Annotated in this window: 24 protein-coding genes; 8 read left to right on the forward strand and 16 right to left on the reverse strand. The window is 64.5% G+C overall.

Annotated features, from left to right (window positions below; translation table 11 throughout):
- Positions 1 to 13: 13 nt before the first annotated feature.
- From AC1VXD_RS14930 to AC1VXD_RS14940, 3 genes are all read right to left on the reverse strand, one after another.
- Positions 14 to 982, reverse strand: coding sequence for a polysaccharide deacetylase family protein (locus tag AC1VXD_RS14930; RefSeq protein WP_482992701.1), 969 nt, complete (start codon positions 980 to 982; stop codon positions 14 to 16).
- Between the two features lie 81 nt (positions 983 to 1,063).
- Positions 1,064 to 1,609: an RNA 2'-phosphotransferase gene (locus AC1VXD_RS14935; RefSeq protein ID WP_482992725.1), complete on the reverse strand. Its 546-nt coding sequence runs from the start codon at positions 1,607 to 1,609 to the stop codon at positions 1,064 to 1,066.
- Positions 1,610 to 1,660: 51 nt separating this feature from the next.
- On the reverse strand, positions 1,661 to 2,317 hold the full coding sequence (locus tag AC1VXD_RS14940; protein ID WP_482992702.1) for a hypothetical protein: 657 nt from the start codon (positions 2,315 to 2,317) through the stop codon (positions 1,661 to 1,663).
- A gap of 129 nt (positions 2,318 to 2,446) precedes the next feature.
- Between AC1VXD_RS14940 and AC1VXD_RS14945 the strand changes: the two genes are divergently transcribed.
- Positions 2,447 to 3,139, forward strand: a complete 693-nt coding sequence (locus tag AC1VXD_RS14945; RefSeq protein WP_482992703.1) for a hypothetical protein — start codon at positions 2,447 to 2,449, stop codon at positions 3,137 to 3,139.
- Between the two features lie 4 nt (positions 3,140 to 3,143).
- On the opposite strand, the gene AC1VXD_RS14950 is transcribed toward AC1VXD_RS14945, so the two are convergent.
- The 3 genes from AC1VXD_RS14950 to AC1VXD_RS14960 form a co-directional block, all read right to left on the reverse strand.
- Positions 3,144 to 3,314: a hypothetical protein gene (locus AC1VXD_RS14950; RefSeq protein ID WP_482992704.1), complete on the reverse strand. Its 171-nt coding sequence runs from the start codon at positions 3,312 to 3,314 to the stop codon at positions 3,144 to 3,146.
- A gap of 21 nt (positions 3,315 to 3,335) precedes the next feature.
- Positions 3,336 to 4,148, reverse strand: coding sequence for an alpha/beta fold hydrolase (locus tag AC1VXD_RS14955; protein ID WP_482992705.1), 813 nt, complete (start codon positions 4,146 to 4,148; stop codon positions 3,336 to 3,338).
- A gap of 181 nt (positions 4,149 to 4,329) precedes the next feature.
- Positions 4,330 to 4,785, reverse strand: a complete 456-nt coding sequence (locus AC1VXD_RS14960; protein WP_482992706.1) for a hypothetical protein — start codon at positions 4,783 to 4,785, stop codon at positions 4,330 to 4,332.
- Positions 4,786 to 4,941: 156 nt separating this feature from the next.
- On the opposite strand from AC1VXD_RS14960, the gene AC1VXD_RS14965 reads away from it, so the two are divergent.
- Entirely contained in the window at positions 4,942 to 5,328 is a 387-nt protein-coding gene (locus AC1VXD_RS14965) for an XVIPCD domain-containing protein (RefSeq protein WP_482992707.1), read from the forward strand.
- 58 nt (positions 5,329 to 5,386) lie between these two features.
- On the opposite strand, the gene AC1VXD_RS14970 is transcribed toward AC1VXD_RS14965, so the two are convergent.
- From AC1VXD_RS14970 to AC1VXD_RS14985, 4 genes are all read right to left on the reverse strand, one after another.
- Positions 5,387 to 6,454 (reverse strand): XVIPCD domain-containing protein, encoded by a 1,068-nt coding sequence (locus AC1VXD_RS14970; RefSeq protein WP_482992708.1) that lies wholly within the window; start codon positions 6,452 to 6,454, stop codon positions 5,387 to 5,389.
- 39 nt (positions 6,455 to 6,493) lie between these two features.
- The gene (locus AC1VXD_RS14975; RefSeq protein ID WP_482992709.1) at positions 6,494 to 7,069 is read right to left on the reverse strand and encodes a hypothetical protein; all 576 of its coding nucleotides are present in this window, start codon (positions 7,067 to 7,069) and stop codon (positions 6,494 to 6,496) included.
- 145 nt (positions 7,070 to 7,214) lie between these two features.
- A complete protein-coding gene (locus AC1VXD_RS14980) occupies positions 7,215 to 8,357 on the reverse strand; it encodes a YncE family protein (RefSeq protein ID WP_482992710.1) in 1,143 nt (380 codons plus the stop codon).
- Positions 8,358 to 8,525: 168 nt separating this feature from the next.
- The gene (locus AC1VXD_RS14985) at positions 8,526 to 9,452 is read right to left on the reverse strand and encodes an XVIPCD domain-containing protein (protein WP_482992711.1); all 927 of its coding nucleotides are present in this window, start codon (positions 9,450 to 9,452) and stop codon (positions 8,526 to 8,528) included.
- Positions 9,453 to 9,671: 219 nt separating this feature from the next.
- On the opposite strand from AC1VXD_RS14985, the gene AC1VXD_RS14990 reads away from it, so the two are divergent.
- The 6 genes from AC1VXD_RS14990 (at position 9,672) to AC1VXD_RS15015 (ending at position 15,672) form a co-directional block, all read left to right on the forward strand.
- On the forward strand, positions 9,672 to 10,532 hold the full coding sequence (locus AC1VXD_RS14990; RefSeq protein ID WP_482992712.1) for a hypothetical protein: 861 nt from the start codon (positions 9,672 to 9,674) through the stop codon (positions 10,530 to 10,532).
- 39 nt (positions 10,533 to 10,571) lie between these two features.
- A complete protein-coding gene (locus AC1VXD_RS14995; RefSeq protein ID WP_482992713.1) occupies positions 10,572 to 11,006 on the forward strand; it encodes an energy transducer TonB family protein in 435 nt (144 codons plus the stop codon).
- A 129-nt stretch (positions 11,007 to 11,135) separates the two neighbouring features.
- Positions 11,136 to 11,897, forward strand: coding sequence for a hypothetical protein (locus AC1VXD_RS15000; RefSeq protein ID WP_482992714.1), 762 nt, complete (start codon positions 11,136 to 11,138; stop codon positions 11,895 to 11,897).
- 38 nt (positions 11,898 to 11,935) lie between these two features.
- A complete protein-coding gene (locus tag AC1VXD_RS15005) occupies positions 11,936 to 13,321 on the forward strand; it encodes an NAD-dependent succinate-semialdehyde dehydrogenase (RefSeq protein ID WP_482992715.1) in 1,386 nt (461 codons plus the stop codon).
- Between the two features lie 20 nt (positions 13,322 to 13,341).
- Entirely contained in the window at positions 13,342 to 14,736 is a 1,395-nt protein-coding gene (locus AC1VXD_RS15010; RefSeq protein WP_482992716.1) for a dihydrolipoyl dehydrogenase, read from the forward strand.
- 69 nt (positions 14,737 to 14,805) lie between these two features.
- Positions 14,806 to 15,672 carry a hypothetical protein gene (locus AC1VXD_RS15015; protein WP_482992717.1) on the forward strand — a complete coding sequence of 289 codons (867 nt, stop codon included), beginning with the start codon at positions 14,806 to 14,808 and terminating at the stop codon, positions 15,670 to 15,672.
- 16 nt (positions 15,673 to 15,688) lie between these two features.
- On the opposite strand, the gene AC1VXD_RS15020 is transcribed toward AC1VXD_RS15015, so the two are convergent.
- From AC1VXD_RS15020 to AC1VXD_RS15045, 6 genes are all read right to left on the reverse strand, one after another.
- The gene (locus tag AC1VXD_RS15020) at positions 15,689 to 19,054 is read right to left on the reverse strand and encodes an XVIPCD domain-containing protein (RefSeq protein ID WP_482992718.1); all 3,366 of its coding nucleotides are present in this window, start codon (positions 19,052 to 19,054) and stop codon (positions 15,689 to 15,691) included.
- Between the two features lie 31 nt (positions 19,055 to 19,085).
- Positions 19,086 to 19,727 carry a DUF1629 domain-containing protein gene (locus AC1VXD_RS15025; RefSeq protein ID WP_482992719.1) on the reverse strand — a complete coding sequence of 214 codons (642 nt, stop codon included), beginning with the start codon at positions 19,725 to 19,727 and terminating at the stop codon, positions 19,086 to 19,088.
- Positions 19,728 to 19,861: 134 nt separating this feature from the next.
- Positions 19,862 to 20,020, reverse strand: coding sequence for a hypothetical protein (locus tag AC1VXD_RS15030; protein ID WP_482992720.1), 159 nt, complete (start codon positions 20,018 to 20,020; stop codon positions 19,862 to 19,864).
- Between the two features lie 187 nt (positions 20,021 to 20,207).
- On the reverse strand, positions 20,208 to 20,855 hold the full coding sequence (locus AC1VXD_RS15035; protein ID WP_482992721.1) for a DUF1629 domain-containing protein: 648 nt from the start codon (positions 20,853 to 20,855) through the stop codon (positions 20,208 to 20,210).
- Positions 20,856 to 20,925: 70 nt separating this feature from the next.
- The gene (locus AC1VXD_RS15040) at positions 20,926 to 21,570 is read right to left on the reverse strand and encodes a DUF1629 domain-containing protein (protein WP_482992722.1); all 645 of its coding nucleotides are present in this window, start codon (positions 21,568 to 21,570) and stop codon (positions 20,926 to 20,928) included.
- Positions 21,571 to 21,593: 23 nt separating this feature from the next.
- Entirely contained in the window at positions 21,594 to 21,974 is a 381-nt protein-coding gene (locus AC1VXD_RS15045; RefSeq protein ID WP_482992723.1) for a hypothetical protein, read from the reverse strand.
- Between the last annotated feature and the right edge of the window lie 118 nt (positions 21,975 to 22,092).

Consider the following 22,092-nt stretch of genomic DNA (forward strand, 5'->3'; position numbering starts at 1 on the left):
TACCCGCTGGCCATCATTCGTAATCGACCTTGGCCAGCGTCTTCACCCACTGCGGCACTACCGGCTCCGTACCGTAGTAGTCCTTCGGCTTCTTTTCGGCCATCGCCCAGCGATGCAGCCAGCTGGGGCCATACCGTCCGTCATAGCCCTCGGTACCACGCGCATACGCCGGGTCGCGCACGGCCTCCTCCAGCGAAACGAAGCGGTAACCCCGGCGCCTGGTGGCAGCCACCAGCTCGGCGAAGGTTGCCGCGTTCAGTTCGTTGGCATGCATCAGCCACACCTGCGGCAGCGCGTAGCCCAGCAGCGCCTGCGACTGCTGTTCGTAGTAGTCCAGCTTGTTCAGCATGTACGGCACGTAGCCCTTGCGCAGGCGCGCCAGCGTCGCCTCGCGCGCGGTTGAATCCGGCTGCTCGTTCATTACGTTGGCATAGGCAAAGGCCCACACCCACTCGCCGTTGTCGACGGTCACCGGCGCAATGCGGTAGCCGTGCTCGGTGAAGAACGCATCCATCACTGCGCGATCGTGCGGCGTACGGCCGGCGCGCAGGTAAGGGTGCCGCATCCACTGCGGCGCTTGGCCACGCTCGGCCAGCAGCGGCTTCAGTACCTCCTCGCCGCGCAGGAAATCCTGCTGGAAGGCGGCCACGCCCTTGGCGTTCAGATCCATGTGCGACCACGTGTGGTTGCCCAGCTCATAGCCGGCATCGCGCCAGTCACGCAGCATCTGCACCCGCGCCGGCTGCACCACGCCGTCCACCTCCAATTTGTTGCCGTTGACGAAGCCGACCACCGGCACACCGGCCTGATGCAGCTGCGCCATCAGCGCCTCGTGCCGCGCCTGCAGGTCAGCCGGCACGATCTCGTCCAGGCGCGCCCACGGCAGGTCATCGATGGTTACCGCAATACGGCGGTCCACTTCACCCGCCTGCGCTACCAGCGAGAGCAGCAGCAGGGGCAAGGCACGCAGCAACAAACGCATCGGCAGATCCTTGTTCCGGCAGGAACGGCCACTCTACCTGCGCACGGCCCGATGCAGCCAGTCGCCTCGACCGGCGCCGCCTCAACCCGCGATGTAGCGCGGCGGCACGTGCGCGGTCAGCCACACGCCGTTGGCCGACTGGTAGAAGACATGGCCATCGGCATGCATGCGACCCGCATCCACGCTGAGCATCACCGGCGTGCCGCGGCGCGAGCCCACCTGGAAGGCGGTGGCGCGGTCCGGTGACAAGTGCACATGCTGGCGCTCACCCGGGCGCAGGCCCCCGCTGGCAATCGCTTCGAGGAAACGCGGCACGGTGCCGTGGTACAGCCACGGCGGCGGCTCCAGCGCCGTCAAGCCGAGGTCCACATCAATGGAATGGCCCTGGCTGGCGCGGATACGCTGGCCATCATCGCTGATCGCAAAGCGCTGCTTGTCGTTGTCCTGCACCAGCTGCTGCAGGGCCTCGCGGTCCAGCCGCACGCCATGGGCGGGCAACCGCGCCAGCAGGTCATCGATGTCGGCCCATCCCTGCGCATCCAGCGGCAGGCCGATCTTCTGCGGTTCATGCCGCAGTACCAGGCTCAGGAACTTGCTGGCCCGTACGAATGAAATGTCCTTTTCCATCGGCATAGCGTGACGCACGCGAACCGCTTTCGCCAGCGCCCATGCACGCGCTTACTCCGGCGCAGGCATCGGCAGCGCGCGCCACAGCCACACGCCGATCACCGTCGCGGCCAGCAGCACACCGCACAGCACGATGGCCAGTGCATCCGGCGCCTGCGGTACCAGCAGGCCGGCATTGGACAGCAGCTGCGGCAGCGTGCGGTGCGCGGACAGCATCGCCGTCGCCTCCCGCGCCGTTGGCTCGGCCATGCACACCGTCGGCAGCGCGCTGACCAGCCCCGCCCATACCTGCTCATAAAGGCGCAGCAGCAGCACGGCCAGTGCACTGGCCAGCAGATGCAGGCCCAGCAGCCCCCGGACACTGCGCCGATGCAGGCCCCGCACCTGCTGCAGCCAATGCAGGCTTACAACCACCGTACCCAGCAGCGAGCACAGCAGCGCACTCACCACCACCCAGCACACCGGCTGCCAGTCATCCAGCGCACCGGCGCGGGCCAGCAGATGCTCGGCCGCCTGCATGCGCGCCATCGGGTCGCCGCCACCGCAGGACAGCAGCAGCGGCAGCTCGATGGGCTCCAGCAGCAGATCCAGGCGGTGGTGGAAGTAGCCCACCGCCAGCGCCACCGATGCCAGCGCCAAGCCGTGCAGCAGGAACAGCATCATTCCCGCGCCAAAGAAGCGTCTGAGGCGGGCGGTCGTACGCGTCATGCAGTGCATCCCGACAAAGGTTGCGCATCCTAGCGATGCCACGCCGCGCTGTCGGCAGGCAGATGCGACAGCGCCCGATGGATGCGCGATCATGGGCGGCCCATCGGAACGCGCACAGGAGTGCCGCCAGTGCTGGAGCTGTACCTGTTCGTGCGTCTTGCCCTGCCACTGCTGGTGGCTGCAGGCGTGGGCTGGCTGGTCGCCCGCGTCATCAACACGCGTCTTTCGCGTCTACCGCCGCGCGAAGTGCCGCTGCCCCAACACAGCCTGCTGCCCAGCCCTGCGGCGCAGCGCCGCTACCGGCGCCTGCGCAAGCGCCGCCCCAACCTGCGCAGCATCACGCTGCAGCCGAAGATTCCGCGCAGCTGGATCGCTGTTGCGGCCGTAGCAATTGTCGGCAGCGTGGCCGTCAGCACACTGCTGATGCCCGACGGCGCGCGTTTTCAGGTGATGGTGGAAAGCCTGCGCGGCTACCCGGCCACCGTCATCGACGTGCAGGTAGCAGCCACCCAGCAGACTGCGCTGCTGCAGGCGTGGGCGCCGGTGCTGCAGCAGACCGCACGGCCAATCGTCATGCGCTACCGGGTGGTGCGCACGGCGGGCATGGCCGAGGCACGTGACGTCCTACCGGTGCAGGTGCGTCGGCGCGGGCCATTGCTGCAGATCGCCACCGCCCAGCCAGTGGATGCCGACTCATTGCGCCAGGCCCTGCAGGACTGCGTGGCGTTGCCACCCGGGGCGATCCACCTGCAGCAACGCAACGTGGCGCCTTCGCGCGAAGCCGATTGGCGACCATTCGCGCCGGCGCGCGCGGCTGAGTAAAGGCTCAGCCGCGCGGCAGTTTCGCCGCCCACATGTTGTCGACCAGGTTCGGGTAACGCCGCCCGTTTTCATCCGCGCGCTGCCGCGCGGCGGCCTTCTGCGCATCCGAAAGGGGCTGCCTCTTCTGTCCCTTCGGGTTGGGTTTCTTCCATGGGGGCGTGCGGGCGGTGGCCATGCGGTCGGTCTACTCGGGGCGTTACTTCTTCAGGAAGTTCAGCAGCGCCAGGTTGAAGTCGTCGGCGTGGCTGGTATTGCAGCCATGCGGCGCATCTTTCAGCACGACCAGCTCACTGCCGTTGATCGCTTCATGCGTCCGCTTGCCGGAGCCCTCGAACGGTACCGTGGCGTCGCTGTCGCCATGCAGCACCAGGGTCGGAACGCTGACATTCTTGAGGTCATCACGGAAATCCGTCGTGGCGAAGGCCTTCATGCAGCCCAGCGCCGCTGTCTGATCTGACTGGTGGCACAAGGCGATGGCCGCCTGGCGCTCATCCTCGGTCACCTTCAACTTGCCATTGGCACTGAAGAAATCACGCGTGAAACTGTCAAAGAATGCTTCGCGATCCTTTGCCAGGCCACCGCTCATCTCGTCGGCCTTGTCCTGTGTCAGCGGGCCTTCGGGGTTGTCGTCGCTCTTCAACAGATACGGCGGCACGGCCGAGGCGAACACCACGCTGTGCAGCCTCTCCTGCCCATGATTGCTGATGTAGCGGGCCACTTCGCCACCGCCCATCGAAAAGCCGACCAGGGTGACGTCCTTCAGATCGCGCTCTTCGATCACCGCCGCCAGATCAGCGGCCAGGGTGTCGTACTCGTAGCCGTCGGCGGGCTTGTCGGAGCGGCCGAACCCGCGTCGGTCGTAACTGATCACGCGGTAGCCGGCATCACGCAGGATCGGCACCTGGGCCTTCCAGGCTTCGGCCGACAGCGGCCAACCGTGAATGAGAACGACCGGGCGACCGGTGCCACCGGTATCGTCAACGTGCAGGCGGACGGAGGGGGCGGTCATGGCAGCTCCTGTGGGGAAGGGGGCTCCTATTCTTGGCGGGCCCACCGATAGCCGGTGTGAGGGAATGGGTCCCGACCGTGACATCGTGTGCACAGACGGCGCGCAGAGCTGCCTCCGGTAGGTGCCAAACCTGGTTGGCATGGCGCGCCAGCGCCCTTTTCGTGCCAACCAGCGTTGGCAGCTACCCGGAGCGGCGCACCCCGGTCAGCATCCAGCAGCCATAGCGGCGCGCAAAGGTGTACTGCTCTGCCTGCGCGTCATCGCCCAGGCGCACCTGCTGGCCCCCATCGGCCAGCGGCATGATGGACGGGGTCGCCCGCAGCGTGGTCGCCCGCAGGCGCCTGAAGCGGCGAGGGCCCGCCTCCCGGCTCAGTTCGGTGACGGCTTCGCCTTCGCCACTGGCGCCGTATGCCGGCGCCTCGTATTCCAGCGGATCGCTGGTGTAACGCACGCGCACGCGGTCATCGGCCAGATCAGTGAAATAGCGCAGGAACTGGGCGAAATCCTGCGAAGGACAACTCGGATCGGCATCGCCCACCGGCACACGTTGCGCCGCGTCCTGCGCCGCCACGCCCTGGCTGCAGGCCATCAGCACCGCCGCCAGCCAAGGCGCCAGCGTCCTGCTCTTCTGTTTCATCCCCATTGCCCCAATCCGCCTTCGTCCATTCATGGTCATCACGGACGCCATCCCCTGCATCCCCCGCCCTGCAGGCTAGCAACAAAGGCATTTCCGGCGCAGCCGCCGCCCGTTCTACACTTGGGGTCCCCACCCGCGGCCGCACGGAGCACAGCGATGACCCCTGACCATCCCGACTACAGCCTCCACCAGCAGATCCGCCAGGGTGTGGCGGCGCTGGACGAGAAGCACGGCCGTGCCTTCGACGCGACCAGCGAGAACATGACCGCCAGCCTCACTGTGAAGGCGCGCGAACAGGGCCTGGAACGGGCCGACCACGTGGTTGTCAGCAACGCCACCGCGCAGCATCCGGCCGGCCACAACATCTTCGTGGTGCAGGGCGACCCGGCCAACCCGGCCCACCTGCGCGCCATGCTGCCCACCGCCGAAGCTGCACAGACCCCGGCCGAACAGTCGCTGCAGAAGCTGGGCATCGCCCCGCAGCAGCCGGCCATGGGCCTGCAGCCGGAACAGCAGCAGAACCCAGCGCACCGCCTGGGCTGATCGCCCCCGTGTAGAGCCGAGCCCACGCTCGGCTCACGCTGTCAGCAAACGCTTGCGCCTACACCATGCGCGGCCCGGACTGCTCCTGCACCTGGCGGTGCTGCTGCTCGTCCTGGGTACGCACCTGCGCCGCCTGCGTCAGCTGCTCGGCGCGTTCGAACGAAGCATCCGCCGGCGTCTGCGCCGCCACCGCGGTGGCCATGCTGGCACGCAGGTGCGCGGGGTCGTTGCGCTCGCCCTGCACGATGAAGATGTTCTGCGCCGCATCGGCCTGCGCGGTGCGTTCACTCAGCAGCACATGGTCGACCCGGGTGATGTCATTGGCCTTGGCCAGCGCGTAGAGGCTGGCGCTGACGTTTTCGCTGGTGGCATCAGGCGTGCGGCCTGCCTCTGCATCCAGCCGGGCCACGCCCTGGTTGATCTGTGAGAGGAGCGGGTCGTTGCTGTGGCGGGCGAGATGTTCGCCGTTGCGCTCTCCCACGCCCTCGGCGTCGCTCAAAATGTGTTGCTGAAAACCACGCTTCGGCATGTCGTTGATTTTCTTTTTATTGAGCTCGCTGTCCGGGAAGGGCGGATCAATGCTGTCCACGCCATGGATGTTACGCAGCGGACGGTAGCCATCCTTTCCTTCGCCCAAGCCATTCAAGGGAATGCGGACATCGGGAAACATCTGACCAATACCGCCGCCCAGCATGTTCACATCGATGCTCCTTTTCCGCTCGATGCCCGCGTGATTCAGCGCTGCCCAAGTGAAGTCCACGCAGTTGTTGCGGACGTCCTTGTACTGCAGATCAAAGCCGAGTTTGTCAGGGTGCGCGCCAAATTCTTCAAGCTTTCTGTACTGCTCCTCGCTGATTTCGAGCGTGCGGCTGTAACGAGGGTCTTTATAGACGATCACGTCATCCTTCATGACCATGCCTTGGCCGTTCATGCTTCCATGCTCGACAGGAGCGAATCCGAAACTCCGGAATTCACCCTTCGGCCCATGCAGGACGTAGAACATATGCCCCGGAGCGGAGGTCTGAAGAACGCCATCGATGACTTCCTGGCGGCCGGTTCTCTTGTCAATCAGCGGGGTGCCCGGAGCGGCGATGACGATCTCAACGGTATAGCGCGGCTTTTCCATAATAGGTCTACTCCAGTTCCTGCCAGAGATGAATATTGATCACTTTCCAGCGGGTCGGGCCGCATGAACCCGCAAGCGGGCAGAGTAATCCCGCAATGTCTCAGTCACCTGGACTGTCCGAACGTCAAGGCGGTAGCGACTGTCCTTCTCAATAGGTAGCGCAACCACATTCCATTGATGCTGGCCTCCGCTGCCCCAATTCAGCGATGCATAGCGCCAAGCGCTGGCCGTATGCCAGTCCGGCATCGGGGCCCCTGCATTGCGGGCCATTGCCTGGTAGCTATCGTAGGTCGCCACATTTTCCCAGGTAGCTGCCACCCGGCGCTGCAGCGTGACTTCAAAAGGAACATGAACGCTATCCATGTCCGCCTCACTTTGAAGCTGCGATCCATTTCGCTGTACCTCAAGCTCCAGCGCATAGGTTCGCCCCGGGTGGAAGTTGCGGGCACTCGTCTCGAACTCGAATCGCACCGTTTGGCCGGATGCGGCAATGTCGATGGGTTTGACCAGATCCAGCGGCTCCGGCGCATCCGGCAGACGCTCGCGGCAGGCGCCCAGGCCACCGAGCAGCATGATGAACAGGCCGGCGCGCAGCCAGCGGTGATTACCCGACATTGTGATGACCCTTGGGCTCCCTGCCATGAGCTTTAACCGTAGCGGTCGGTCGGCCATGCCGCAACCGCAAAAGAAAAAGGCAGGGTCTGCACCCTGCCTTTCCACGTGAGAAGCCGCCGGGCATGGCCCAGCGCTACCGGTCACATCACAGCTGGATGCGCGCCACGCTCTCTTCCGAGCCCTTGGCATCGTTCTCGCCGTTCTTGATGCTCACGTACAGCACGTTGTTCTTCGCATCCAGGGCCAGGCTGTTCGGGTGGGTCGGCACCGCATAGGTGGCCACCTTCTTGTAGCTGGCGCTGTCATACGCGGTCACCGTGCCGCCTTCGCGGTTGGTCACGTACAGGCGCTTGCGCGGTGCATCCAGCAGGATGCCCAGCGGGCCGGCATCGGTGGGGATGCTCGCCAGTTCCTTGCCGGTGCTGCGGTCAAGCACAAGCACGCGCTGGCCCGGGTGCTTGCTGACGAAGCCCTCGCTGCTCTTGGTCACGTAGTTGCGGATCATCTCCGAGCCCTGGTCGGTCACGAACAGGCGCTTGCCGTCCGGGTCCAGCGCGATGTTCATCGGCTGCTCGGCGGCGATCTTGTGCTGGGCCACCACCTTCTTCGAATCGGTGCCCACCACCACCAGGTCGGCCAGCAGGTTGCTGGTGTAGACGCGCTTGTTGGCCGCGTCCAGCGCCAGGCCCGGCGCCTTGGCCTTGCCCAGGCCCGGGATGGTGTCGATCAGCTTCAGCGTGGTGGTATCCACCACGAACAGCACGCTGCCTTCGCCGGAATGGCCGGTGACGTACAGGCGGTTGGCGGCGCTGTCGACCAACAGCTCGCGCAGGTCATGGGTGTAGCCGGCCTTGCCGTCCTTGCCCACCTTCTTTTCCATCAGCTGCACGGTGCCGATGGCCTTGTTGTTGGCGGTGTCGACCACGGTCACCGAGGTGTCCACGGTGTTGCCCACGTACAGGCGGTTGTGCGCGTCATCCAGCACCACGCCGAAGCCCTTGCGCTCCAGCGGAATGCGGGCCTGCACGGCCAGCGTGGCCGGGTCCAGGCGCAGCACCTGGGCCGGGCCGGCGTTGTCGCCGAAGCCACCGGACGAGGCCACGAACACGGCGTGCTGTGTGGGGCTGTAGGCCAGCTCGTACAGGCCTTGGGCAATCGCCTGGCGCTGCACCGAGGTGCTGGCCGCGGTTGCAGCGGCCGCGTTATCGGCAAACGCCGCCGGGGCGCCGACGCTGAGCGAGATGGCAACGGCCAGTGCGGCCGAGCGGAAAACGGAAAGACGGGTCATGCGAGCATCCTTGAAAGGGCACGGGAGGGTGTCCTGGCTCGCTGGGCCGTTCGGCGACGGCCCGCCCCCGCACCTGTCTGCGCGGGGTGGGCTGGCTGGGTAGCGGGGCAATGGTAGCAGCTGGGGGCCGTGGCGTGCGCCCAAACCCTGCGTGGCAGATGCCCGGCCTCACTGCTCCTTCAACCGCAGCGAATCGGCCACATCGGTCTGCGCCGCCACCTCGGTGGGGATGCTGGCACGGCGATGCGCGGGGTCGTCACGGTCGCCCTGCACGATGAAGATGCTCTCGGCCGCATGCGCATCGCGGGTCGATCGGCTCAACAGCACGTGGTCCACGCGCGAAAGATTGTTCTGTTTGGCCAGTACCAGCAGGCTGGCGCTGATGCGCTGGCTGCTGTCATCAAACGTGCGGCCATGCGCGGCATCCAGCTCGGCCACCTTCTGGATCAGCTGTGCGAACAACCGGTGGTCGGGATGCGAGGGATCCAGCAGCGTGCCGGCCACTTCCATCGGGCTCGGCGGCGGCTCGCCTTCCGCACGGTCGCCCTGGCGATGATGCTCGGCCTCGCGTTCGGGCATCGGGTGATGGCTTTCGGCATTCAGATCGCTGTCCGGGAACGGTGCAGCAATGCACTGGATTTCCGGCAGGTTGAACAGCACCGCGAACTCACCCAGATCACTGCCACCATCCAGCGGCGCCGGCAGCCGGTGCAGGCCCGCGTAGTTCAGCGCGGCCCAGACGAAATCGCTGCAGCGGTTGATGGTGGCCGGGCGGTCGACATCGAATCCGAACTCGGCCGGTTCCTCCGCAAAATCGCGCAGGCAGCCGTAATGCTCGGCGGTGATTTCCAGCGTGCGGCTGTAATACGGGTCCACGTGCTCGTCGGCATCATCGTGGCGGACCTGGGCGTACTGCACGCCCTTCGCGGTTTCACCGGGCGGCAGCCGCGGCGGCGCGAAGCCGTAGCTGTGGGTGTCCTCGCCCTCGGCAACCTGCAGATACATCTGCCCGCGCGGGGAAATGCCCCCGCTGTTCAGCGGAGTGCCCGGCGCAGCCAGGAAAACGGTCACCGTGTAGCGTGTTGCCTGCTCCATGCGTGCTCAGCCTTGTTGGGTACTGCGGTTCTGGCGGGATGATGGCATAGGTGGGTTGAGGGGCAGGTGGAGAGACACGGCGTCGGTAGCGGCGGCATGCTGAATGTGTGAACCCGCGAACACTGAGGCACGAGAAGCGGACAGGCAGCGTGACCGGCTTCGTGGAACACGCCACAGAACCTGTTCTATAGTCCTTCGCACACCGAAAGGAACGGCCGCATGAACCTGCCACCGCCGGGCCGCTGGTTGGCCCTGGCCATCGCCTTGGCCAGCAGCACGGCCTGCAGCAAGGCCCCCTCCAAGGAACCGGAGCACCGGCAGACCCCCATGACCGACACCGCACAGTCCCACACCGTGGATGGCTACACCTACACCACCGCCCCGGTGGAAGCCATGCTTGGCCCGCACCGCTACGCCTTCCCCGCCAACCTGTATGACGACCAGATGGGTCCGGCAGTGGGCGTCGGCGTCGGCCTCACCCTGATGTGGCCCGACCTGCAGGCGGCACCGCCGGGCACGCGCGCCTCGCGCAGCATGTCCGACCACCACCGCGCCATCAGCTTGTCGCTGGATTACATCGACGCCCTGCCCATCGCCGAGCTGCTGCCGCGCAAGACCAGCACCGAAGCGACCACCGAGGAGGGCTCGATCAACCGTGATGACCCGCGCCGCCGGCTGGACCTGCGTATCGCCGGCACGCCGCACTTCGGGCTGACCCCGTACGCCATCGACGAAACCCGCATGGCGCAGTTTTCCGAGGCCTATGCCGCGCAGCGCGGCGCGCTGCCGGTGCGCTCGCCCGAGACCGACCAGGAGTGGTACATCGCCCGCGACGCACAGGGCGCGCTGGCCACCTTCATTACCTGCAACCCGCCGCTGGATGGGCACGAGGGGCTGGCCGTGCAGGGCACCACGCTGGTGGATGACCCCGATGTGCCGGTCGCCACCTGCACGCATGCCTTCACCGAACCGCAGGATGGATTGTCGGTGCGCGCGATCTACCCGCGCGTGCTGCTCAAGGACTGGAAGGCCATGGAGGACGCCATGCGCGCCGTGCTGGCCCGCTACAAGCTGCGGTAACCGACCACGGTTCAGGAGGAACGACACACTGGCTGCATCGTGTACTCCACCTCCTTTCTGCTCGGCTTGAGAACCACAATGACCCCATGGCATCACGCGCTGCTCCTGATGCTTGCCTCGGGCACGCAGGCTTCCGCAGCCTTTGCAGAGCCGCAGGTATCGGTGGACACCGTCATCCAAGCCAGCGACACCTCTGGCAACGCGGCGCAGCAGCTTCCCGCTACGGTCCATGCGCCAGCGCCGCGCACGCCGCCTGACAGCGTGTGGGGCAAACCTGTAGAGGTCGTGGTAGTCGCCGACGTAGCGAGCACCGGGCACATTGCGGCCGTAAGTGTCGTCACCTCCAGCCGGCAGCGGGAAATCGACCCGGCAACGCTTGAAGCGGTGAGGCAATGGCAGTTCGAGCCCACGCGTGTTGATTGTGAGGCGTTACCGGTCCGCGTTCGCATGCGGGTCGTGTTCGATCGGCGCTAGAGCTGTTTCCTTACCGCCCCTGACATCCCCATCACCCGCTTTCACACTGTTGGAATCGCGGCCTACGCAGGATCAATAGCTCCTCCCAAACGCCAGTGCCGGCCTCCCAGGTCGCGCTGCCCGATCCCGATGCAGCAACTCGCCAATGATTTCTGGAACCTGCGCGGCACCTTCAAGGTGGCCGGCCTGCTCGACGTAGGCACGCAGCTCTCCGTCGTGCGCCGCGGCAATGGCCGCTTCCTGGTCCTGGACAGCTACACCCCCACCGAAGCCCAGCGCCAGGCCCTGCTGGGCCTGACCGCCGGCGGCGCGCTGGTCGATGCCATCATCAATGTGCATCCGTTCCATACCCTGCACTGCGAGCCCCTGCACCGGCTGCTGCCTGCCGCCCGCCTGATCGGCACGCGTCGTCATCTGCAACAGGCACCGCACCTGCCGTGGGACCCACACGTGATCGAAGACGTGGAGACCCAGGCCGACTTCGCCGATGACCTGGATTTCACCGTTCCCGCCGGCCTGGAGCTGGTACCAGCCGACGACAACGTGCATGCCAGCTCAGTGCTGGTCCGTCACCGCCGCAGCGGGATTGTCCATGTTGACGACACCCTCAGCGTGCTGGCCGCACCGGGCGCCCTTGGCAAGTGGTTGCCGCAGTCCGGCTTGAAGTTCCACCCCACGCTGTCGCGTGCGCTGCAGCCCCGGGCCGGCGCCGCAGACGCGTTCGAGCGCTGGGCGCTCGCACTGGCCGAGCGCTGGGCCGGCACCCCCTTTGTATGCGCCGCCCATTCGGCCGTGCGCGAACTGCCGGCCGATGGCTGGCGCGATGAAGTGCTCAAGGCCCTGCACCACGTGCAGGGCAAGTTGCGCCGCCATCGTCGCCGCTACGGCTGAACCCCCCCCTCCATTCCTCCCCCAAGGCAACCTCCCCCATGAGCGACCACCCGATCAAGACCATCAACCCGCTGACCGAACAGGTGCTGCGCACCTACGCGTACATGTCCGACGCCGAGGCAGCAGACACCGTAAAGGCCTCCCACGAAGCGTTCCTGCAGTGGCGCCTGCGCAGCCTGGAAGAGCGCGCTGAAGTGATGACCGCCATCGCCCGCAAGCTGGAAGAAAAGAAGGAAGCGTTCGCCCAGCTGATGACCGACGAGGTCGGCAAGCTGATCGGTGACAGCCGCAGCGAGGTGGACCTGTGCGTGGCCATCTGCAAGTACACCGCCGAGCAGGGCCCGAAGGTGCTCGCCGATGAAGAGCGCCCCTCGGCCAACGGCATCGGCATCGTCACCCACCAGCCCATCGGCGTGGTGTACGGCATCCAGCCGTGGAACTTCCCGGCCTACCAGGCCGTGCGTTACTCCATCGCCAGCCTGATGGCCGGTAACGGCGTCCTGCTGAAGCACGCCGAAAGCTGCACCGGCAGCGGCCTGTTCCTGCGCGACCTGTACGAGGAAGCCGGGCTGCCCAAGGGCCTGTTCGGCGTGCTGCTCATCAGCCACAAGCAGTCCGATGCCATCATCGATCACGATCTGGTGCGCGCGGTGACGCTGACCGGCAGCGAAAAGGCCGGCCGCACCGTCGCCGAGAAGGCTGGCAAGGCGCTGAAGAAGACCATGCTCGAACTTGGCTCCAATGATGCCTATCTGGTGCTGGACGACGCCGACCTGGAGCTGGCAGTAAAGATCTGCGTCAAGGGCCGCCTGTTCAACAACGGCCAGACCTGCGTCAATGCCAAGCGCTTCATCGTGACCGAAAAGAACTACGACGCCTTCGTCGAGGCCTATGCCAAGCAGTTTGCAGCGATCCGCATGGGCGATCCCAACGATGCGAACACCCAGCTGGGCCCGATGGTGTCCAAGGCCCAGCGTGACACCCTGCACGAGCAGGTCAGCAAGAGCGTGGCCCAGGGCGCGCGCCTGGTGGTCGGTGGCGAGATCCCTGACCGCACCGGCGCTTTCTACCCGGCCACGGTGCTGGCCGATGTTGAACCGGGCCAGGTTGCCTACGAGGACGAGCTGTTTGGCCCCGCCGCAGCCATTATCAAGGCCAAGGACGATGATGACGCCCTGCGCATCGCCAACGACAGCCGCTACGGCCTGGGCGGCGGCATCTTCAGCCGCGATGTGAAGCGCTCCCGCGAGCTGGCGACCACCTACTTCGATACCGGAATGGTGTGCATCAACACCTTCAACGTGGCCAGCCCCGCCCTGCCCTTCGGCGGCGTAAAGGCCTCCGGCTACGGCCGCGAACATGGCCCCGAAGGCTTGAAGGAATTCGTCAACGTCAAATCCATCACCCTGCCGGCGGCCCCATGAGCACGCCCCTGCACTGTGATGTGGCGGTGATCGGCGCCGGCACGGCCGGCCTGGCAGCGGAGCGGGCCGCGCGCCGTAATGGAGCGTCCACGTTGCTGATTGATCCGCACTTCAGCGGCACCACCTGCGCCAACGTCGGTTGCATGCCCTCCAAGCTGTTGCTGGCGGCTGCCAAGCAGGCCGAGAGTGTGCGCCGTTCAGACCTGTTCGGCATCCACGTAGATGGGATGACCATTGATGACGCAGCGGTGATGCGCCGCGTGCGTGAGGAACGCGATCGTTTTGCAGCGCTTACCCGCAAGCAGATCGAAAAGCTGGACCCTGCCACGCGGCTGACCGGTCGTGCGCGGTTTGCCGGACCGACCACGCTGGAACTGGAGGACGGCCGACGCATCGAGGCACGCGCCATTGTCATTGCCACCGGGTCCGCGCCTGCCCTGCCGCCGCCGTTTGAAGCGCTGGGCGACCGCGTACTGACCAACGAGACGCTGTTCGAACTGAAGCAGCTCCCCAAGCGCGTAGCGGTGGTGGGCACCGGCTCGCTGGGGCTGGAATTTGCCCAGGCCCTGGCCCGGCTGGGCGTGCAGGTCACCTTGCTGGGCAAGGAGACGACGCTGGCCAAGGTGCGCTGCCCGCGCGTGCACGATGCACTGCTGGCCGTGCTGAAGCGCGACATGGCGGTTCACCTCGGCGTGGACGTACAGCCCGAACGGTCCGATGAGGGCGTGCACGTGCGGTGGAGCAGCAAAGACCAGGCCGATGGCAGCGTGCAGGTGGACTACGTCGTCGCCGCACTGGGCCGTCCGCCCAACCTCGACGACCTCGCTCTCGACAAGGCACAACTGGCGTTGGACAAACACGGCGTTCCCTGCCACGACCGCGAGACGATGCGCTGCGGTGACAGCGCCGTGTTCATGGCGGGCGACGCCGCCGCCGACCTGCCCCTGCTGCATGAGGCATCGAGCGATGGTGCCATTGCCGGCCGCAATGCCGCAGCGATACCAGCAAAGATCACGGTAAAGCGCCACGTGCCGCTGAGCATCACCTTTACCGATCCGCCAGTTGCGAGCATCGGCCAGTCTGAAGAAGAGGGTGCCGTAACGGGAACCTCCGATTTTGACGACCAGGGCCGGGCACGGGTGGAGGGCGTCAACGAGGGCACCCTGACCCTGTATGCGGCGGCACCGGAGGGCAAGCTGATTGGTGCAGACCTGGTGGCGCCTGCAGGCGAGCACTTGGCCCACCTGCTGGCGTGGGCGGTTGAGACGGGCTGCACCGCGAGCCGACTGCTCGAGCTTCCGTTCTACCACCCGACCATGGAGGAAGGCTTGAAGCAGGCCTTGCGCAGCATCTGCGCGGCAACACCGATTGCGCTACCGGCTGACCATGATGCGGGGGCGCCTTCTGGGGGGTGATGAGTCCAACCAGCGCGTCAACCGCGGGTTGGCTATATTTGCCCATGTCATGAGCAATGGATTGACCCCATGAACATCGCTCCATTTGGCCTGCGCTGTGCCATTGCGGCAGCGTTGGCACTCAGCGCCGCTGGGTGCATCAATTCTCCCTCGGTGGAATCGCCGAGCAGGGAGGCTGGAATGCCGGAAGATCCCAACGTGCGCCGCACGATCAAAGGACACACCTACACCACTGAACCTGTGGAGGCCACCGTCGGACCCCACCGCTTCATGTTCCCCGCCAACTACTACGACAACCAGATCGGCCCCTACTTCGATGGCAGCGTTGGCCTGACGCTGCTTTGGCCAGACCTGGGCCCCGCGTTACCAGGCACCCGCCCGGATCGTTCGATGGAAGACTTCCAGCGCTCCGTGGTCATTGGCCTACAGCATATTGATCGCACCCCGATCAGGGGCCTGCTGGAGCGTTACACCAGTACGGAGCAGACATCGACGCCGACGTCCGTGCTGCGCAACGACCCGACCGAACGGCTTGACCTGCGGATACCCCAACCAGAGCGCTTCGGCTTGGTGCCCTATGCAATCAACGACGCGTTGATGCCGGCGTTCCAGAAAGCGCTGGAGCAGGAGAACAAAATGCCCCAGCCCCGCAATCTGCGCATGGAGAAGGACTGGTACGTCGCTCGAAATGGCGAAGGCGAACTGACGACATTCATCGAATGCGAAAGTGAGGCCCACTTCCCTGACGGCCTCACCATCTCCGGCGATCGCCTACGCGACACGGAAGACAGCCGAGTAGCCGGCTGCACCCATTATTTCGTTGATATTGAAGACAGCATCGCGATCACGGCAACGTATCCGCGCGTCATACTGAAAGACTGGAAGAAGATCGAGTCTACTGTGCGAACTTCCCTGTCCCGATACAAGAAATCATGAGACTTGGGGTGGGCGATCAGTAACCACCACTAGCAGCCCGTATCTGAATCTCATGCTGCACGCGCTGGTCTTCCAGCTGCTGCTCCATCTGGTTCGCCACCGCACGCTGCTGCGCTTCGCGGCTGACCACATCGAACTGTTGCGCCGATTCTTCCACCGACGTCTGAGCAGCAGCTTCCGTAGGCATACTCGCGCGGTGGTGTGCCGGGTCTGCTGGCTCCCCCTGCACCAGAAACAACGCGTGCCCTGCAGGATGCTCGGCGGTGGCTTTGCTGGCCAGCACGTGGTCTACCCGCTCCAGGTCGTTGTCCTTGGCAAGCACAGTCAGGCTGGCGACCATGCGCTCGCTGGTGTGGTCGAAGTTTCGGCCATGTTTCGCATCCAGCGCGTCGATGCCCTGACGGACCTGCTGGTACAGGGCATGGTCGGGGTGGCCCGGCTGAGCGGGACCGAACACGGCGTCCGCAGGAGGCGGCGAGGCGGCCTGGGTATCCGTCCGTGGCTCAGCCCTGGTCGGAGCCTCCTCCTCGGCGACTGCAATGGATGGGACTGCATCGTCCTGCTGCGCTGTCTCCGCCGGCCGCTCAGCCACAGGCTCCGCAGTTCTGTTCTGGGCCACAGGTGTTTCGGCTATCGCCTCGTGCACAGGCGCGGCTGGTGGTATCGACTGTTCCTGTAGAGCGTGCTCGACAGCCGGCACAGGAGTCGGCTGCGGCGGGGGCTCAGCCGCCGCTTGGGGCGTGCGCGGAGGTTCAGGCTCATGGCTTTCGTGGGTTCGGGTTTCCCCGGCATTCTGTGCATGCGCGTGATGAGAAGCGTCATTCGGGGCAACGGCAATGTCAGCAGGTGGCTCATGCAGTGTTCGCGCTGCGGGCGCCGCAGGCGGTTCAGCCACTTCCCGCGCACGCTCCTGCGCTTCGGCCTGCTGCAGCTCCGGCTCACGCGGTGGCTCGGGCTCGCGACGCAGCTCGCGCGGCCCCTCCCGCCGGGAAATTTCAGGGGTCTCGCGCTCGGCCGCAGGCGCGGGCACCGGCACAGGCGGCGCCGCTGCAGCGACGGGCTCAGACGGACCAGGCGCGCGGTGCTGGACCTGCTCGCGCTGGGCGTCTGCCAGCGCTTCGTCGGCCTCCGTCGCCACCGGGGCACCCCGTTGAATCTGCTGGGCTGCCGCCAATGCGGCCTGGCCAGCATCCACCGTGGCTGCACCTTGCCGGTTGGCCTCCTGCAATGCCTGCCGGTATGCCTCCTGCTCGCGCGGCGACAGTGCGGCGATGCGCAGCTCGGGCGAATCGGGCACCGGGGCCTGCTGAGCGGCACGCTCGCGCACTTCGCGCCACGCCGCCTGCAGCTCCTCGGTGGTCGTCGTCGCCACCGGATGGGCAACACCATCGGCGCCCACCTGGTAGTGGGTAATCGCGCGGGACTCGCCCGCATTGCCCTCAACCGCAGGCGCAAGCTGCTGCATTGTCGCGCCGGTGATGCCGTGCTGGGCACGCGTGCGCGCCGTGGCCAGCTCGATGGCCTCCATCCACTGCGGGGATGGCGAGATGCCAGCAGAGGCGTAGCGATGCCACACCTCGTTCCGGTTCATCTCAGCATTTGTAGGTGCGGGGCGTGCCTCGAGTGCAGCGATGGTGCGATCCAGAACCTCGATCGACGGCTGCTGAATCGTGCGCGTGGCCTCCAGTTCGAGCGCCATGTTGCCCTGCGCTACCCGCCCCTCGTGGGACCACGTTCCCGCATCGTCGCGCTGGTAGAGCACGTTGTCTGAACCAAGAATGGCGTCCGGCCGGGCGCGCGCCACCTCTACAGCATCGGGCACCAAGGGCACGAAATCGCTTGCTCGCGTGGCGGCACGATTCTCCAGGTAACTTGCTGCGATCGCCGCCTTGCCATGGGCGATGTTGTCCTCGATGCGCTGCACGGCCTGCTGATTCAGCTCTGCAGCGCGTTCGGGTGTCGCCGTCTGGGTTTCGTAGATGCCGCGATCATTCGCTCCGACCACATCGGCCTTGATCTGGCGGGTCCACTGTTGGGTCTGGGCATCGCGATGCCAGTTTGGGTTGCCGAAGCCATTTCCTTCATCGCCGCGGGCAGGAAGGTTGAAGGGATCCTGCGGTGCCGGCGCATCCTTCAACGCAAGCTCCACTGCACTTACGCTGGCCTTCGCACCCAGTTCGCGCGCCTTTTCATAGCTGGCGCCGACACTGTGCTCGGTGGCAACCCCAGGGCTGGCAGCCGAGTCCTCCATCCTGGCCTGGCGCTGCCAGTTGTTGCCGTCAAATTTCCACTGCACGCCGGCATTGTCTTTCTGGTGATACACCGCGCGGTTGTCGAGCAGGTCGGCACCCTTGTCAAAGGCCTTGCTCATGAACAACGCATCGGCCGCCACCACCGCTGCTGGCACGAAGCTGGACGTGCCAATCACGGAGGCGGTTGCCATGCCTCCGAGCCAGCCACCGCCACTGCGTGCAACCGCGTGGTTGAACTCGGACTGGGCGGCCGTGCCATTGCCCTGCTGCAGGTGCTCGGATATGCGGCGCGTGGTGAGGATGGCGTCCGCGCCGGAGGCGAGCAGGCCGCCGGAACGGACCAGTTGGCTGGCGGAGGCTTCGCCGATGAGGAGGTCCATGGTTGCGAAGCCCTGTTGGCTGTTCGGGCCACGTATGCGTGATGCCGCTTCCTCACCAAGGACCGACTCGATTACCTGAACACCACCAGGAGACATTTGCAGCCGTCCAGCGCTGTGCGCACCGGCGATAGCATCTGAGAGGCCACTCCGCTGGAGTTCAATGTTTCCACCACGAATCAAAGGCTGTCCCGACGCTTGAAAGTGCTGGAGCGTCGCGACGACCCGCTGTTCGCTGAAAGTCACCGGACTCCACTGTCTTGACAGGATAGGCGCCTGTTCGTGCAAAGCCAGCTGTCCAGCGTGCCGAGTGGCATATTCATCCGGCCTTCGATAGAACTGCTGCGTCTGCGCACGCGCTTGATCCGTGGTCTGCCCCAAGGCCGTATTCGTACGCAGGTCGCCGTTGACAAGGCCAATCTGTGAAACATCGCTCAGCCGGTGCACTTTGGCGACTATCCGATCCAATGCGTCCGGGTCACCGGCAAGCGCTGCTCGGCCATCTTTGGTCTGCTCCAATCGCGCCAGATAGTTATCCAGTCCAACTCGATAGTCGCGGATGGGACCCCCACTGTGGGGGGAGACCCCCAGAGCGTGGGCCAGCCCCTTGTCATAGGGCATGTTGATCAGATTCTGATCTGCGTCGATATTGAAGCGACCAGCATCCGACAGAGCTTTGAGCAAGCGGCTGTTGCCCAAGGTCTGGTATTCGATGGCGTGGTGTTGCTGAAAGCTTGGGACGGTCCGAGGCATCTGAAGGCTCCTTCCTTACAGCCCGTTTCAATCAAATATCAGACGCGTCTATGAAGGAGATTCCACTCTCCGCCGGATTCTCGGGCACGCCAGCAGAATGCACTGCGTCAACAAACGCTCTATCGGCGATGACAAACGTACTAAAGGGCGTAAAGAACACATGTGAGCCCGCCAAGACTTCAGGCCGAAACGCTAGACTCGCTCCACCTGCGATGGAGTAGAATTTCCCATTGACAAAACCCTCGTCAACTTCGATATCCAGTTTTGACGAAGATTCGTCTACCGCATCCAATTCGCGGATTACGTCGCAAAGGAAGTAGCGGGGGCCGAGCGAACCGTCTGGCAAATGAACCTCGCACTCAGCGAAGGCAAATGCATGCGGATCCACCTGCACCATTACTCCATGCAGACGCTCCGAAACGAGCCAATAGCCACTGAATCCGCCTTCAAGGTCCCGGGGTGCTGGCCCCTTCGAAGGATCGAAGATGATTCTTGGCGTTTCACGGAGGGCCGGGAAACCTCCGTTCTCAGGGCGCAAAATGAGCCGCGGCGGATCAATGAGCGCCTTCTCGTTGTCAAACGTGGCTCCGCGGAATGCGCGGTTACTTTCCAGATCTGTGGCGAACAGATAGTACTGTCCAACCCTGGGGCTACTAACGGTTTTCAGTTCCATTTTTATACCTTTCGATTCCAGGCACTGGCGACACCTGAAGCTAGCTTACCGCCTACTCACACCGCCACAAGGCGCTTGAGTTCACATCAATGCACTTCCAGACATTCGGGAAGAGAGGCTTTGGAACGCATCGTCTATTCAGGCAGCATTCGGAACGCAATGAGCGTCGCTCCTCGATGTAACGCCGCGACTAGAGGCCGAAACCACAGGAGCAGGCCGCTCTGCGAAAAGATCTTGGGATCGATGATCAGTTGCAGGTCAAACAGCCCGTCGTCGTCTTCATTGGCAGCCATGGCGCTCTGGGTGTGATGCATCCGTTGCGGTAAGTTCTACGCCGGTCCGCGCCTACGGACAATCAGAACCCTGTGAATTGCTTCACAGGTTTGGAGCCCCGTCCACCATGGCCGGGGCCCTCGCCCCGTGTGTCGGGATCCATGAGATAGAACTCGCCCTTCGTCGGCACCTTCTGAATGGTCATCGCTATCTCTCACTTCCACCGACGTCGTAGAACCAGAGACCGTTTGACTTCCTGGAGGAGATGATCCCCGCTCGCTCAACGGCGCTACGAAACATCCTGTCGCAGAACACACCGCCATGAAATGCCAGGCGAAAGACGTGCGCACCACACAGGACTTCCGGGCGGAATGCCAGACGCACCTCGCCGGTCAGGTCATAGAACTTCCCTGCCGCGAACTCGTCACTCACCTCAATGTTGAGCACTGAAGCTTCCTCATTCAACGCATCCAACGTACGTGTCACATCGCACAGTGAGTATCCGCCGGACACAGTTCCATCGGAGGACCCATAGTGCACGTCCACGAACGCGAACGCGCCTGAGTCAACGTCTTCCATTACCTCTCGAAGACGATCTGAAACCAACCAGTAGCCGCTCATCCCGCCTTCAAGGTCCTGAGGCGGAGAACCCTGGTCAGGATGGTAAATCAGCCGAGGCGTTTCCTTCAGCGCAGGGAATCCGCCGTTGCGGGGGCGCAGCACAGCCCGCGGCGGCGTCAGCAGGCGCACGACGTTCTCGAACATGACGCCATGACCCTTGCCTCCCCGTCGGACGTCGGGCTCCAACTGGAAGAACTCGCCCGGCCTGGGTAGACCGTCATCTGGATGTTCCATGGACAAGCACCTCATCTCTCGCCTGTTTCCTCAAAGCGACTCGCAACTGGAATGAGCTAGCCTGTGCTCCTCAAATATTCGCTGCGTCCTTGAATCTCAGGCCGCACGTTCTGCGTTCATCGCCGATACCAGCAGCTCGGAGAGCATCCCGGAACATCCGGTCACAGAAGACGAGATCGCCAGAATAGGGCGTTCGAAACACATTCGCGCCGCCAATGACGTCTTTGTTGAAAGCCAGACGGGCCCCGCCGCGAAGATCATAGAATTTCCCACCAGCATAGTCCTCGTCGACGATCACGCTGAACGTGGATGCATCTTCATCCACCGCATCCAGCTCGCGCACCACGTCGCACAGATAGTAGGCAGGCCCTTCACTTCCATCCGGCAGACGGTAGTCGCACCTCACGAATTCGAACGCGTCATGATCAATGGCAAGGAATGTATTTTTCAGCCGCTCGGATACGAGCCAGTAGCCACTCATTCCTCCTTCAAGATCCTCTGGTGGATCACCCAGCTCCTGCTTGAGGACAAGGCGAGGCCTCTCCTTCAAAGGCGGGAATCCGCCCTCCTCCGGCCGAAGAATCAGCCGGGGTGACTGCAGCAGCTCGTCTTCATTCTCGATCTCAACTCCATGGCCTCTGCCACGCCTGGTGGTATCAGGCATCAGCAGGAAGAACTCCCCTGGCACAGGGCTATTTGGCAAGGTCAACTCCACACATGCGATCTCCCTTGCAGCGCCTACACAGCCAGCACCAGATCCCCATTGATCAACGCCACCTTTGCGGTGTCCCGCAGCCTGAGTACCGCTTCCAGCGCACGGGCGGTTGCAGGTGGATCACCCCGCATGGCGCCCTGCCCGACGGGCGACAGTTCGATCATGGAAAGCTGCTCCACCATCCCCACCGTGTAGGACTCAAGCGGCTTGGCAGCGTACTGCGAACAGCCCAGTTTGGCCGCCAGCTCCCTATCGACCGGAAGATAGAGCCTGTTCTCGGGAGCGTTGATCTCGAATTCGCCCACCGCGTGGAGCTGCTGCAGCAGGCCGCTCTGCGAAAAGATCGTGGGATCGATGATCAGTTGCAGGTCAAACAGCCCGTCGTTGTCTTCATTGGCAGCCATGGCGTTCTGAATCGCCCAGGCTTTTGTAGACAGTCGTCAGCCGTTTAGTGCGTACCGCTTCTCAAACTCTACCGGGGACAGCCCGTCGTTGGAACTGTGCCGCCGTTTTGGGTTGTAG

It is taken from the genome of Stenotrophomonas sp. STEN054 (assembly GCF_056854535.1).